The sequence below is a fragment of the Allorhizobium sonneratiae genome, from assembly GCF_023700755.1.
GTDB lineage: Bacteria > Pseudomonadota > Alphaproteobacteria > Rhizobiales > Rhizobiaceae > Allorhizobium > Allorhizobium sonneratiae.
This window is the reverse complement of sequence record NZ_JAMKOJ010000009.1, coordinates 106,845-120,291: the sequence shown is the minus strand read 5'-3', so window position 1 is coordinate 120,291 and position 13,447 is coordinate 106,845. Positions and strand designations below refer to the sequence as shown.

At 60.4% G+C, this 13,447-nt stretch carries 12 protein-coding genes; 2 read left to right on the top strand and 10 right to left on the bottom strand.

What is annotated here, in order from left to right:
- Positions 1-5 precede the first annotated feature (5 nt).
- Positions 6-1,523, top strand: a complete 1,518-nt coding sequence (locus NAC44_RS16390; RefSeq protein ID WP_250942532.1) for a tripartite tricarboxylate transporter permease — start codon at positions 6-8, stop codon at positions 1,521-1,523.
- Between the two features lie 58 nt (positions 1,524-1,581).
- On the opposite strand, the gene NAC44_RS16385 is transcribed toward NAC44_RS16390, so the two are convergent.
- The 10 genes from NAC44_RS16385 to NAC44_RS16340 all read right to left on the bottom strand — a co-directional run bounded on the left by NAC44_RS16385 (position 1,582) and on the right by NAC44_RS16340 (position 12,285).
- Entirely contained in the window at positions 1,582-2,238 is a 657-nt protein-coding gene (locus NAC44_RS16385) for a helix-turn-helix domain-containing protein (RefSeq protein WP_250942658.1), read from the bottom strand.
- A gap of 297 nt (positions 2,239-2,535) precedes the next feature.
- Positions 2,536-3,543: a cupin domain-containing protein gene (locus NAC44_RS16380; RefSeq protein WP_250942530.1), complete on the bottom strand. Its 1,008-nt coding sequence runs from the start codon at positions 3,541-3,543 to the stop codon at positions 2,536-2,538.
- A gap of 27 nt (positions 3,544-3,570) precedes the next feature.
- Positions 3,571-4,368, bottom strand: a complete 798-nt coding sequence (locus NAC44_RS16375) for an alpha/beta hydrolase (RefSeq protein WP_250942528.1) — start codon at positions 4,366-4,368, stop codon at positions 3,571-3,573.
- A gap of 556 nt (positions 4,369-4,924) precedes the next feature.
- On the bottom strand, positions 4,925-5,446 hold the full coding sequence (locus NAC44_RS16370) for a flavin reductase (protein WP_250942656.1): 522 nt from the start codon (positions 5,444-5,446) through the stop codon (positions 4,925-4,927).
- 26 nt (positions 5,447-5,472) lie between these two features.
- Positions 5,473-6,909 (bottom strand): amidase, encoded by a 1,437-nt coding sequence (locus tag NAC44_RS16365; protein WP_250942526.1) that lies wholly within the window; start codon positions 6,907-6,909, stop codon positions 5,473-5,475.
- On the bottom strand, positions 6,906-7,106 hold the full coding sequence (locus tag NAC44_RS16360) for a hypothetical protein (RefSeq protein WP_250942524.1): 201 nt from the start codon (positions 7,104-7,106) through the stop codon (positions 6,906-6,908). Before NAC44_RS16360 ends, NAC44_RS16365 begins: the two co-directional genes overlap by 4 nt.
- Positions 7,106-8,116, bottom strand: a complete 1,011-nt coding sequence (locus tag NAC44_RS16355; protein ID WP_250942522.1) for an ABC transporter permease — start codon at positions 8,114-8,116, stop codon at positions 7,106-7,108. Before NAC44_RS16355 ends, NAC44_RS16360 begins: the two co-directional genes overlap by 1 nt.
- Positions 8,113-9,660 (bottom strand): sugar ABC transporter ATP-binding protein, encoded by a 1,548-nt coding sequence (locus tag NAC44_RS16350; protein WP_250942521.1) that lies wholly within the window; start codon positions 9,658-9,660, stop codon positions 8,113-8,115. The genes NAC44_RS16355 and NAC44_RS16350 overlap by 4 nt, the downstream gene beginning before the upstream one ends.
- 51 nt (positions 9,661-9,711) lie before the next feature.
- On the bottom strand, positions 9,712-10,821 hold the full coding sequence (locus NAC44_RS16345; protein WP_250942520.1) for a sugar ABC transporter substrate-binding protein: 1,110 nt from the start codon (positions 10,819-10,821) through the stop codon (positions 9,712-9,714).
- Between the two features lie 237 nt (positions 10,822-11,058).
- Positions 11,059-12,285 (bottom strand): MFS transporter, encoded by a 1,227-nt coding sequence (locus NAC44_RS16340; protein ID WP_250942519.1) that lies wholly within the window; start codon positions 12,283-12,285, stop codon positions 11,059-11,061.
- A gap of 327 nt (positions 12,286-12,612) precedes the next feature.
- Between NAC44_RS16340 and NAC44_RS16335 the strand changes: the two genes are divergently transcribed.
- The gene (locus NAC44_RS16335) at positions 12,613-13,377 is read left to right on the top strand and encodes a GntR family transcriptional regulator (RefSeq protein ID WP_250942518.1); all 765 of its coding nucleotides are present in this window, start codon (positions 12,613-12,615) and stop codon (positions 13,375-13,377) included.
- Positions 13,378-13,447: the final 70 nt, after the last annotated feature.

Here is a 13,447-nt window from a genome sequence, read left to right as displayed (position 1 = left end):
AAGCCATGAATTTCGACTATCTTTTGCATGGTTTTGCCGTGGCGCTGACAGGTCAGAACCTGCTGATCGGCTTCCTCGGCTGCTTTATCGGCACCATGGTCGGCGCTCTTCCGGCCATCGGGCCGATCAACGGCATCGCGCTCCTGTTGCCGATTGCCTATACGATGGGCCTTCCGGCGGAAAGCACCATGATCCTGCTGGCCGCCGTCTACTGCGGGGCGGAATATGGCGGGCGCATTTCCTCCATTCTCTTGAATGTGCCGGGTGATGCCGGCGCGGTGATGACAGCCATGGACGGCTATCCCATGGCACGGCAGGGCCGGGCGGGGGAAGCGCTGGCGCTGTCGGGCCTCTCCTCCTTTGTCGGCGGCATGATCGGCGCGGTTGGGCTGGCGCTGTTTGCGCCGCTTCTCGCCAGCCTCAGCATTGGCTTCGGTCCGGCGGAATATTTCGTGCTGATGGTCTTTGCTTTTGCCACGCTCGGCTCGATGGTCGGCAGTCAGCCGGTCAAGACGCTGATCGGCTGCACGCTCGGCCTGATGCTGGCAACTGTCGGTCTGGATGCCACATCCGGGGCCTATCGCTTTACCTTCAACGAGCCGGAACTGGGTGACGGTATCGAATTCGTCGTGCTGGTGATCGGGCTGTTCTCGGTCTCCGAGGCAATGATCATTCTTGAACATCAGGGCCGCGGCTTCACCGTGATCCGCGAGCTTGGCCGCACCACGGCGCGCTGGGCCGATATCGTCAAATGCACGGGCACGACGCTGCGCAGCGCCGTGATCGGTTTCGTCGTCGGAGTCTTGCCGGGCACGGGCGCGTCCGTCTCCAGCGCCATTTCCTATACGACCGCCAAGCGTATTTCCGATACCGAAGGCACGTTCGGCAAGGGCGATGTGCGCGGGCTGGCCGCACCGGAAGCCGCCAACAACGCCACCGCCTGCGGCGCTTTCGTGCCGATGCTGACGCTTGGCGTGCCCGGTTCCGGCACGACCGCCGTCATGCTCGGCGCGCTGATGCTCTACAATATCCAGCCCGGCCCGATGCTTCTGGTCGAGCGGCCGGAAATCGTTGGCGGTCTTGTCGCCTCGCTCTTCGTCGGCAATGTCATTCTGCTGCTGCTCAACCTGCCGCTGGTGAATATTTTCGCCCGCGTGCTGACCGTGCCGAACTGGCTGCTGGTGCCGGGCATTCTGGTGCTGTCCATTGTCGGCGTCTATTCCACCCATGCCTCGATCCTGTCGATCTATCTGATGCTGGCCATCGGAGTGGCGGGCTGGCTGTTGCGCAAAGCAGGCTTCGACATGGCGCCGATCATTCTCGGTTTCGTTCTTGGCCGGGTCATGGAGGTCAATCTGCGCAATGCGCTGGCAATCAGCGGCGGCGATCTCTCGATCCTGTTTGAAAGCACCATTTCCCTTGTGCTGTGGGCCATGGCGGTGGCGGTGGTCATCCTGCCGATCTTTCTGGCCAGGCGTGCCCGCAGGCTCAAAGCAGCAGCCTCCGCCATGGGGCAGATGTGATTGCAAAGCGTGAGGGCATTGTGCGTCTGATAACACGCACAATGCCCTCACGGCTGTTTCAATCGACCTTGCCGCGCTGCGGATAGCTGATGATCGAGAGATATTTCGCCGGCAGCTTGACGAGCTGTTCCGGCCCATGCGGCGCATCGGCGTCGAAAAACAGGCTGTCGCCCGGCTGCATCGGGAAGAGCTGGTCGTTATGGCGATAGACGACTTCGCCTTCGAGCATATAGAGAAACTCCATGCCCTCATGCTGAAAGGTGGGGAAGATGTCGGAATCCGCCGTCAGCGTGATGAGATAGGGTTCGACGACGACACCGCTCGAATTGTTGTCGATATGGCCGAGCAGATTATACTGGTGACCCGCCCGCGTGCCGCGCCGCTCCAGCTCGATACCCTCACCGGCCTTGACGAAAACGGCATTGCGCGGCTCTTCATAGGCGCGGAAAAACGCCGTCAAAGGCACGCCGAGCGCACGCGACAGCGATTGCAGGGTCGTCAGCGATGGCGAGATATTGCCGTTTTCGATTTTCGACAACATGCCGAGCGAAATGCCGGTGGCTGCGGCAAGGTCCGTCACGGTGATGCCGAGCTTCTTGCGATAGGCGCGCACCTCATGGCCAATGGCCATTTCAAGATTGTTTTGCTTTGGCTCACGCACGGCGTGCGGGTTCTGTGACAATGCCCTTGCGCTGCTCTGCGTTCCATTATGCATTTCGCTCGGTGTCTTGTCGTCTGTTTCGGCGTCCATTGCGCATCCTTTTTACGGCAGTCTACAGCATGTTTCAGCCTTGTATAAACCGTAAAAAAATTGGCAATAAGACTTTCTACAGCGCGGTTGCGTTTTATAAAACGCACAAAGGACGCTGTCGCATTTTAAATCATGCAGGTGGATCGTAGCGGAAAGTGGGAACGGTTTGGCGAACAATCCGATGCTCACACAAACCGGTGAGCATCGGAACGGTTGCGATTTTCTGTCGGATGCTTTCCGGCACCTTGTAGCTTGTCAGCGTCAGTCGGCGCGTTTGACGTCTGCTGCAAGATCGGTGCGCATGCGTTGCGCAAGGTCTTCGCCATCGGCTGGACTGAAGGTGAATTCTTCCGTCGGCGTTCCAAGCTCATCCCAGAATGCCAGCCCATTGCCGTTGGCCGCTGAAAGCAGCCAGCGCGCCGTGCCGCTGATGACGCTGGTCGCGTAGACCGTGCCGGCTGGAATATTGGCAAAATCGCCGGTTTGCAGGGTTTCCGTTCTGCCGTTCAGCGAGAGCGATAGCTGACCCTCGAGAACATAAAGCGTAACATGGGTCGTTTCATGCATGAGCGCGGGCTGGGTTGCGCCACGTCCGGCTTCGATCGTGCGCATGTCGACCTGCCCGTCGCACAGGGCGGGTGCAAGGATCTGTGTGGAGAGATGACCGGCCAGACGCCGCCGCTTGCCGTGACCCGCCTGCAGCACATAAGAGCACGGCGTGTCCGGCAGCACGCAATCGATACCGTCGCCGGAGCTTGCCTCGGCATAGACCTGTTCGGGCACGCGCATGATCCGGTAACGCTCCATGCTCATGCCCATGCGGGCAAAATCGAAGGGATGATTTTGCGGCGGCAGTCCCGGCTCTGTCCATGGGCTGCCGGCGCTTTCGAAGAAACCTTCCCAGCCGCCGGGCGCAACGATGCCGAAAAATTGCGTGCGCGGCGCAACCGATTGATAGGAATGCACGTCATAGGGTCGCACATAGGCAAAATCGCCCTCGGTCAGAATGCGGGACAGGCCGTTGGCCCAGATGCGCAGACGCCCGCGTGTGCAAAACCAGGTATCGTGTTCACGCTCATGAAAATGCAGGGGAATCGGCTGACGGTCGAGCGTCGCCTCGCAGACCACCGCCCCATAGCCGCCATTGGTCTCGTCACATCCGGCCAGAACGCGGATGATCTGGCCCGCGACATTATAGGTCTCGCCTTCGCCCTGACGCAGAATATAGGCGGCTGCCTTGCTGGCAGAGGATGTTTGCGGCTGTGTCATGCAATGAACTCCTGAAAAAGCCTGGGATTATGCCGTAAGAAGGCTCTGCCTGAAAAAGCGCAGCAGTGCTGGTGCGACACGCGCGGAATGACTGCCGGGGTCTTGCGGGCCTTCTTGCGAAAACCAGAGATGGCCCGCATCCGGCAATTCCTGCAGGCTCACCGGATAGCCCGCCTGTCTGAGCGCGGTTGCAAATCCGGCCGATTGCTGCGGCGAGACATCCCGGTCGAGATGTCCCCAGCAGAGGAAAACCGGCATGGTCCGCGCATAGGTGATCTGCCGCAAGGGTGAGGCCTGATGATAGAGAAGAGGATTGTCGAAAGGATCTGCCCCCAGCACCCATTCTGTCTTGTCCGGATCGGTGACGCTGTTGACGGCCAGATCTGCCTGCCAATGCGCCATCAGATCATAGACACCATAAATCCCGGCGAAAGCGCGGGGCGGTTTTGCCGTCCATTCTGCAGAAAGACTGGCCAGTGCGCCGAGATGGGCACCCGCCGAAACCCCGAGAATGGCAATCCGCTCCGGATTGATGCCATGCTCTGCGCCATGCTCGTGAAAATATTGCAGCCCGGAAGCGACATCCTCGACATTGCCGGGAAAGGCGGGTTGGCCCTTGAGCGCACGCCGGTAATCGATGCTGGCAAAGGCAAATCCGGCTGCGGCGAGAAATCTCCCCCAGTCCTTCAGGGCTGCACGATTGCCGCGCACCCAGCCACCGCCCGAGACGCCGATGATCAGTGGAAAGGGACCCGCGCCTTCTGGCAGGAAGAGGTCGGCCTGCAAAAGCGCGCCTGCGCTGTCCTTGTAGCTTACTGTTTGCATGTGCTCCTCCCTTTGCCTGTCACAGCCCGTTCATCGCAGGTTCCGGCGCGATGGCGGTTCAGTCGCGATATTGCGATGGGAAAGCAGATGGCACAGCACAGTGCGACGCCGTGAGGATGAAACAAGATGATATCATCATGCGCTTTCCGGACTGTGAGACCCGACGGCATCACTCTTTAAACCCTGGTGGATTCAAAGAGAAAATCATGCCGCAATCAAAGTGCTACAGCGTCCTTTTCATGGTTGCTACATCGCAAAGCCGAGCGACGGTTTTGGTGAACAGCCATGAGGCTCTGCGTTTTATCAACGCATGATGATGTGAAACCTTGCCATCATGCCTTTATGGCGATGTCTGGCGAATGCGCGTGCCTGCCGTCTCCTCCCGCAAACCGGATGCAATTCACATTCTTTGTCATTGTCTTTTTAATTGGCAGGCAGAAGGTCGTAAATGGTGAATTTATAAATTCCACCTATTAAGCGGGTCAATATATATAATTTAGCGCCTGCCAAATCCGGTGGCGCAAGCATTTCCCGTAAAAGCGCTGCAAGCGCTGGTTTACCGCAGATGGCGGTAGCTGCGGCGATAATAGAGCAGCGCCTCTTCACCCGGATCTTGCGAGAGTGCCTGAACCGTGAGGAACAGCACCCGATGGCTGCCGACATCCACGGTGGAGGCAATCATGCAGTCGAAGGAGACCATGGCGTTTGCAAGCATGGGGGAACCGGTGACGCCGGTCTGCCATTCTGCGGCGGCAAAGCGTTGATAGACGGGGGTTTTGCCGCCGAAAAGGCTGGAGAGCGTCTCATGCTCGCTGCTCAGCACATTAACGCAGGCGACGCCGTTTTCCATCACCGTGTCGAAGACCGAGGACGAGCGGTTGAGGCAGACCAGCAGGGTCGCGGGGCTATCCGAGACGCTGCAGACGGCGGTTGCGGCAAAGCCTGCCCGTCCCGCCGGTCCATCGGTGGTGACGATCGTCACGGCAGCGGCCAGTTTTGCCATGGCGTCGCGGAAGTCCTGACCTGAAACGGGAGAGGCGACTTCAAGCGGCGGCATGAAGGTCGGAATGCTGTTCATTGTCGTCATCCTTTCTGGCTGATGGGTCATGAGAGGCATGGCGGATTTAGCCCTTTTCCTGTGGCGTCGATGGGCTGGAAGGGCGCAAGTTCAAGTTTTTCCTCCAGACGTCGGGCAAGACTGGCGGCAAGATCTTCCCGCCAGGGTTTTGCGATGATCTGTACGGCAATAGGCAGGCCGTCTTGCGAAGCGGCGACCGGCAGCGTCACGACGGGCAGACCGAGAAAGCTGAACGGCCGGGTAAAGGCGGTCATGGCGCTCACAATGCGGTTCATCTGCGGGCTGTCGCCGATATCGACCGCATCCGAGCGCGGCGGAAGAAAGGGCATGACGGGGGCAATCAGCAGATCGGCATCCTGAAAGGCGGTGGCGAGAAAATCCTTCAGCATCATGGCGCGGATCTGCAAGGCCCGCACATAGATCGGTGCGGGGATGGCCAGCGACTGGGAAAGCCGCATCCGGATCTGCGGACCGTAATCCTCAGGGCATTGGCGCATCCAGTCGAAATGCACGGCACCGGCTTCGGCCATGGCCACCACATTGGCAAGCTCGGCAATGGCGGGCATATCCGGCCCGTCCACCGGCCCGATAGCCTTGACCTCGCCCCGCAGCAGGCCAGCCGTCATGGCGATGGCATCGGCCACCACCTCGTCGAGCCCTTTGGCAAAAAAGCCGCCAAGAATGCCGATACGCAGACAGGACAGATCATCGGCCAGCGCCGCCGGTGGGGGGATCGTTGCGCAGGTCGTGTCGTATCCGTCAGCCCCGGCAATCAGTTGCAGGATCAGATAGGCATCCTCCACCGTGCGCGCGAGCGGCCCGACGCAATCCTGCGAAAAGGACAGCGGCATGACGCCGTGACGGCTGACGCGGCCCTGCGTCGGCTTGATGCCGACAATGCCGCAGCAGGCCGCCGGAAGGCGGATGGAGCCGCCGGTATCGGAGCCGAGTGCGGCCAGAACGATGCCGCCGCCAACCGCTGCCGCACTGCCGGAGGAGGAGCCACCGGTGATGCGCGTCGGATCGATCGGGTTCAGTGCGCGGCCATGATGCGCGTTATGGCCGGTCGGACCCATGGCGAATTCGCTCATATTGAGCCGGCCGATCGATAGCGCACCGGCATCGACAAGCCGGTGCATGACGGTGGAGGTGCCGGTGGCCAGATGACCGGCGCGGATTTTCGAGCCGCAGCCGGTGATGAACCCCTCACGGTCATACATGTCCTTGTGGGCGAGCGGCACGCCATGCAGCGGCCCGATATTGGCTGCATCGCGCGCCAGTGCCGCATCGGCCTGGCGCGCGGCCAAAAGCGCCTCCTCCTCTTCAATGGCAATGAAGGCATTGAGCCGCGCCTTGCTGGCTTTGGCGCGGTTGAGCGCGGCTTCCGTCAGTTCCACGGAACTGACCTTGCGCGCCCGGATCAGGGCGGCGGCCTCACGCAGATTGGCCGGTTCGCTGCTCATTCTGCCCGCTCCATCAATAACCGGGTGAAATGGGCAGGCTCGACGGTGAAGAGAGCCCCGCTTGTGCCATGGGCGCAAGGGGCGATTGCTGTGCTGTCGCGCTGCATTTCATCGGCCATGGCACGCTGCTCGGCGGCATTGGCCGGACGGCCCCAGTAGATCCGGGTGAGAGCGGTGGCGATGTCTTCCGGTGTCATCAGCTGAAATCCTGCGGTTGGCGATTGCGCACGAGCTGGCTCAGCGAAACGGCGATGACGAGCGCGCCGCCGTAAAACAGGTTCTGCACATAGGCGTCGGCCCCCAGCATGGTCAGGCCGGTAATGCCGGTGACGAGGAAATAGACGCTGATTACCGCGCCAAAGGCATTGAAGCGGCCCGGCGCAAGGGTCGTTGCCCCGAGAAAGGCGGCGGCAAAGGCCGGCAGCAACAGATTGAGGCCGGAAAGCGGATCGGCAGAGCCGGTCATTCCGGCATAGAGAATGCCGCCAAAGGCCGAGATCAGGCCGGAAAGCAGGAAGGATGCAGCCCTGACCCGCTCGACGGGAATGCCGTTCAGCCGCGCCACATCGCGGCCCCTTCCGACGAAGAGCAGCTTGCGCCCGGCAATCGTGTATTCCAGGCCATACCAGATCAGTGCAGACAAAATCAGCGCGTAGAAAAAGGCCAGCGGAATGCCGAGAAAGCGGTTGATGATCACCCATTGCACCAGACCCATCGATACGCCGGAAATCGTCTGGCTGCTGCTGATCCACAGGATGAGCCCGTTGACGAAAGTGCCGATGCCCAGCGTGACGATCAGCGAATGGATGCGGAAATAAAGCACGAAAAAGGCATTGAGCGCGCCAATCGCCACCCCGCTTGCCAGCGCCACGACCAGAACGGGCACGATCGGCCAGCCGAGCTTGACATTGAGCACGGCGACCATCATCGAGCTCATGGTCAGCACCGATGCAGCCGACAGATCGAAATCGCCGGAGGTCAGCGGCAGGATGATGGCCAGTGTCAGCACCACAAGCACGGCCTGAGAGCCGAACATGGTGGAAAAGCTGCGCCAGCTCAGAAAGGAATCCGGCATCAGCGCCCCGAAAATCACGATGAGCAACAGCCAGACGCCGACAAGGGCAAAGCGTTCCCCTTCGCTTTTCAGGGAATAACGGTTTCTGCGGCCCTTGCTGATCTGGGTGGCGGGCGTATCGATGGTCGTCATTGGGCGGCCTCCGCATGATGGCTGTGGAAACAGGCTTCGGTGATGGCCTTGCGGGTGATGGCGGAGCCTTTCAGCTCCGCAACCGGGCGGCCACGGGAAAAGACGATGATCCGGTCGCAGATCTGTTCGAGCTGCTCATTGTCGGTCGAGGCGCATAAAATCGCGGTTCCGGCTGCGGCCGCCGTGTCGAGCGCCTTGAAAATCTGCTGGCGGGCGGCAAAATCCACGCCCTGTGTCGGTTCGTCCAGAAGCAGGAGTTTCGGTTCGGTCTGCAGCCATTTTGCCAGAAGCACTTTCTGTTGATTGCCGCCGGAGAGCGCGCCAAGCGGCAGGGCGGGATCGGCGGGGCGCACATCGTGAAGCTGACCGAGGCGGCCTGCCTCGCGGCGCATGGCGGCGCGGTCGAGACCGTAGGGTTTCAAAAGCGTGTCGAGTACCGGCAGGGTGATGTTGTCGGTGACCGACAGGCTGGCAATGCCCGCCGCCCCCAGCCTGTCGCCCGGCAAAAGCGCAATACCCGCCTTCTGCGCTGCAAGCGGTGTGATCCCGGACAGTGGCAGCGTGCGGCCCGCAAGCGTGATCGCGCCTTTTGCCGGCAATGCGCCGTAAAGCAGATAGGGCAGGGCGGCAAAGCCCGAGCCGATCAGCCCGGTGACGCCGAGGATTTCCCCTTCGCGGATGTCAAAGTCAAAAGGCGCGGTCTTGCCGTCGGTCAGGCCGTCAACACGGACGGCCTGGGTGCCGCCATGCGTGGGCAGGCGCTGTTTGGCAAAGGCATCGATGCGCGTGCCGACAATCGTGTCGAGGATCGACTGGCGTCCGGCGTTGCGGGTGTCGAGAATGTCGATCAGTTCGCCATCGCGCAGCACCGCGACCCGGTCGGTGATGGCGCGCACCTCGTCGATGTCATGGGTGACGATGATCACCGAGGCGCCGGTGCGCACGATCGAGCGGATGAGGGCAAACAGCCGCTCGACATCCTGCGCCGGTAAAAATGGCGTCGGCTCGTCCAGCACCAGAATGCCTTCGCCGCCATGACCGGCATCGGAGGCGCGCAGATCGGCAAAGGCCCGCAAAATGGCGACAAAGGCGCGCTCTACCGGCGAAAGGCTGGCAACCGTGGCGAAAGGATCGATCGTCAGGCTGAATTCGCCGAAAAGAGCCGAGATCGCCGCCGCCTCGGCCTTCCAGCGGATCATCCATGGGCTTTTCTGCCCGGCTGCCGTAACCCGCATGTTCTCGACAACGGTGAGCGAGGGCACCAGCGCCAGATGCTGGTGCACGAAAGCGACGCCGCGTGTCTTGATCTCCATCGGGTCGAGCGGCAGCGGCATGGTCTGGCCCCACAACACCACTTCGCTTCCCTCTTCCGGCTGGTGAAAGCCGGCCAGCACCTTGATCAGGGTGGATTTGCCCGATCCGTTCTGGCCAAGCAGGCCGAACACCTCGCCGCGGCGCACTGAAAGCGTCACACCTTTCAGCGCATAATGGCTGCCGAAGCGCATGCGGATCTTGTTCATGCTGAGAACGGCATTGTCATCCATGCGAAGGCTCCCATCGTCTGCATTGCACTGACGTGTGAAGGACAAACAGCGTTATTTCAGCATCCACAGCTTGCGGAAGCCGTCCTGATAGGCATTGCCATAGCCATCGGTGAAATTGGCGGGCACGCCTGCGGTCTTGATGTTGGATTTGTCGAACACCAGAAGCGGCACGTTGAGCTTGGCCACCTCCGGCTTGCCGCAAACCATCCGCATGATGTTGTCGATGGCGGCATAACCGGCCCAGCCGAGGCTTTCGCCGATATCCATATCGACCTGACCTTCGCGCACCATGTCGAGCACAAAGGGGGTGCCGTTGAAGCTGGCAATCTTCACCGCCCCTTCAGAGCCGGTGATGCGCAAAGCCGGAACCACGAATTGCGACATGGAATCGTAAATCGGCAGGATATAGTTGATCGAGGGATCGGACAGCAGCGCCGACTGGGTGCCGGACTGGATCTTGGTGGCCCATTCCGAAACCGGCACGTCAAGATGCTTCTGCTTGCAGGTGGGGCAAAGCTTTGTCAGCGTCTGCTGGATCGACTTGACGAAGGGAATGGAGGGCAGCACATCGGAAGAGCCGATGATCAGCACGTTCGGCTTGCCCTTGGTCTGGACATAAGCCCATGCGGCCAGAAGCTCGCCCGCATCGGTGAAATCCACCTTGCCGGAATAATCGACGCTTTTGGCCGAGGTCTGCGTGACGTCGTAGAAATGCGAGGTGCTGATCTTGAGGCCGGCGGCGCGCGCTTCGCCAAGCTGAGGCCCGAGCACGGCCGGGTTCAGCCCGCCTGCCAGATCAATGGCGTCATATTTCTGGCTCATCGCCTGGGAAATACCCTGCACCCATTGGTCGATCTTCAATTGATTGTCCCAGGTGGTGTAGGTGAAGCCCACCTCTTTGGCCGCCGCCGCCATCGCCTTTTCCAGCTCCACATCGAAGGGAATGGTCATCGAGATCGGGATCGACATGACCTTTTTCTTCGCCATGCAGCTTTTGGCGTCGAAGGCCTCGCCCGGCGGTGTGAAGACCGGCATGGCGCGGTGTTTTTCTATGATGGCGCGGGCCTCGTCCATGGGATCGGCCATCGCGGAAAGAGGGTCGGAGAGGGTGGCGATGATGGTGAAAGCGGCCAGGAGAGAGCTGGCAAGAATGCAGCGCATGATTGACGTTCCCCTTGTTATGACTCTGGCCCTTCTTTTCACTCGGGCCTCTTGCCGTGACCCGGGTTTTCCCGGTGTCCTGCTGTGCGGCCTTGAACGACCGTCGCTTGACAATGTACGGACATATTCAGAACGTCGTCAACTGGCTTTTGCCTATTTTTTTGCATTGCACATTAAATGGGCTGATGCTGCGCACCACTGGCCCGACACGCGCAAATTCTGGTCAGCCAGACAGGTTCATTCCTGTCTCGGTGCGCGATGAACGCGCCATGCGGCGATCATGCCGAGAAAGCCGAAGGTGGAGAACAGCAGGAAGCTTGCGCCATAATGGCCGGTCAACGCATAAACGCTGGCGAAGGAGGAGGGGCCGACGATGACGCCGATAAAGGTGTAAACCAGCACGCCGCCGGTCAGCGCGCCAACGCGGCCTTCCGGCGCATTATGCGCCACTTCGGCCAGAAGCACGCCGTTCCAGCCGATGGTGACGGCGCCGATCAGGATGAAAAGGACAATCTGCAGTGCGGCAGGCATGTCTGAAAGCCAGAACAGTGCGGCAAAGCCTGCGCCGCCGAGAAGCCCCAGCAGCGACAGCGTCTTGAAACCGCCGCCGATTCTATCGGCAACCGCGCCCCAGAAGATACGGCCGAAGGCGCCGGAAAGCTGCATGGTCGCGGCGACCGATCCGGCGGCCAGCAGCGGCCAGCCTGCGTCATGCACCAGGGTGACCACTGTGAAGGCCGAGGCTGAAAGCTGCATGGCGGAATAGGCAAAGCCAAGGGCTGAAAGCGTGCGTAGCCTCGGATTGTGCCAGATGAGCGTCTGTTCCTCCATCATGCCCTTGAAGACGGAGGGGGCGGGGCTGCGGCTTGCAGCCTGGCCTGCATGGGTTGCGGCCATCAGCGCCATGATGACGAGCGGTGCGGCTGCGCCGATGAGGAGGGCGGTCTGCCAGTCGAAGGCATGGGTTAGGAACGGAAAGGCAAAGCTTGCCAATATGCCGCCCAGCGGCACGCCTGACTGTTTCAGCGAAAAGACGATATTGCGCCGATGCGGCGGCGTGACCCGGCTCAGGAGTTCAGAGGCGGCGGGATTGTTCAGCCCGTAGCCAATGCCGATGAACAGAGAAGCGATAATGATCAGCGGGATGTTCGCGCTGGCAATCCCGGCAAAGCCGATGACGCAGCATAAAAGGGCTGCCTGCTCGATGCGCACCGGGCCGAAGCGCTTGACCAGCGTGCCGGCGACAGCAGAGGAAAACATGCCGGAAAAATAGATGAGGCTGATCTGATAGCCGATCCAGTAGGCGCCGATCTTGAGATCGGCCGCCACCATCGGCGCGATCGCCGTCAGCGCCAGCACGCTGGCCGTGGCAACGATCTGCACAAGAGTTGCCGCAAAAAGGGTCTGGCCAAGTGAAGACGTATGGTGGCTGGGCTGCGCCTCGGCGGCGATAAGATCCGACATGAGTGCTGATGTCCTGCTAAAAATCTGATTATGTCCGTACTATTCAATTTGATGAAAGACTGCAAGCAATCCGGGCAACTGATCGTGAATGGCCGAATTCCATTTGCTTTTCCTGTTAAAAGAGAGTTGAAAATCAGCCTTTAGAGCGGTTCCAGGAAAAGTGTGAAACGGTTTTCCGGTCGGATTATGCACTAAGGCATGTCGCGTTTTGTTGTTTTCAATGAAGCGATAACGGACATGCGACAAATGAAAGACTGAAAACGCGTTGCATGAGGCTGATCAGCCGCGACGTGCTTTAAGGTCTGTATCATGCAAGCTGGAGCGGTGGTGAATTTGGATCAGAAGCGCAAGGACTGGAAACCGGACGTCGATACCGCGCCGCTTTACCTTCAGGTTGCCCATCATCTGGAGGCGCGGATCAGTGGCGGCGAATTTCCGGTTGGTTCGCTGTTGCCGACGGAAAACGAGATTGCCGCAGCGCTCAGCGTCAGCCGTCAGACGGTGCGGCAGGCCATTGCCATGTTGCGCAACAAAGGGCGGCTTTCAGCGCGCAAAGGGGTCGGCACGCGGGTTGAGGCGGGTTTCGATCCGGAAAAAAAGCGCTTTATCGCCCATTCACGCTCCGAGCTGTTTGAGATTGCCGCCGAGACCGAATTCGTCATCGATGTGAAGGAAGAAGTTGCCGCCAAGGGCAAGCTTGCCGTGGAGCTTGGCTGCCGTCCGGGGCGCAAGTTCTTTCATATGGCCGGCATTCGCTATCCCGGCAATCGCAGCCGGCCCTTTTCCTGGAACGAGGTCTATGTCGATGCCCGGCTTGCCGGGGCAGTGCGCGATATCACCGTGGCCCGCAGCGCGATCTTCCATTATATCGAACAGTATACCGGCGAAAAAATCCAGGAAATCCAGCAGGATATTCGTCCCATTATGCTGGATGAAGAGACCGCCGCCAAGCTGGATGTGAAGGCGGGCGCGCTTGCGCTCGTGGTCACTCGCCGCTATTTCGGCTCGGGCCGGCGGCTGATCGAATATGCCTTCCAGGTCCTGCCTGCCGAGCGCTTCACCTTCACCACCACCCTGCGCGCGGAAAGCTGATAAGGCCTCAACCCCGGCCCGTTTCCGTTGTCTGGTCGGCAGGTGTCGCCGTTTTCTCCACGGATTGCCC

What these genes read in the sequence shown, in the direction of transcription:
- NAC44_RS16390 (WP_250942532.1), top strand. Translation starts at nt 6, where the DNA reads ATGAATTTCGACTATCTTTTGCATGGTTTTGCCGTGGCGCTGACAGGT.
- NAC44_RS16385 (WP_250942658.1), bottom strand. Translation starts at nt 2,238, where the DNA reads ATGCATAATGGAACGCAGAGCAGCGCAAGGGCATTGTCACAGAACCCG.
- NAC44_RS16380 (WP_250942530.1), bottom strand. Translation starts at nt 3,543, where the DNA reads ATGACACAGCCGCAAACATCCTCTGCCAGCAAGGCAGCCGCCTATATT.
- NAC44_RS16375 (WP_250942528.1), bottom strand. Translation starts at nt 4,368, where the DNA reads ATGCAAACAGTAAGCTACAAGGACAGCGCAGGCGCGCTTTTGCAGGCC.
- NAC44_RS16370 (WP_250942656.1), bottom strand. Translation starts at nt 5,446, where the DNA reads ATGAACAGCATTCCGACCTTCATGCCGCCGCTTGAAGTCGCCTCTCCC.
- NAC44_RS16365 (WP_250942526.1), bottom strand. Translation starts at nt 6,909, where the DNA reads ATGAGCAGCGAACCGGCCAATCTGCGTGAGGCCGCCGCCCTGATCCGG.
- NAC44_RS16360 (WP_250942524.1), bottom strand. Translation starts at nt 7,106, where the DNA reads ATGACACCGGAAGACATCGCCACCGCTCTCACCCGGATCTACTGGGGC.
- NAC44_RS16355 (WP_250942522.1), bottom strand. Translation starts at nt 8,116, where the DNA reads ATGACGACCATCGATACGCCCGCCACCCAGATCAGCAAGGGCCGCAGA.
- NAC44_RS16350 (WP_250942521.1), bottom strand. Translation starts at nt 9,660, where the DNA reads ATGGATGACAATGCCGTTCTCAGCATGAACAAGATCCGCATGCGCTTC.
- NAC44_RS16345 (WP_250942520.1), bottom strand. Translation starts at nt 10,821, where the DNA reads ATGCGCTGCATTCTTGCCAGCTCTCTCCTGGCCGCTTTCACCATCATC.
- NAC44_RS16340 (WP_250942519.1), bottom strand. Translation starts at nt 12,285, where the DNA reads ATGTCGGATCTTATCGCCGCCGAGGCGCAGCCCAGCCACCATACGTCT.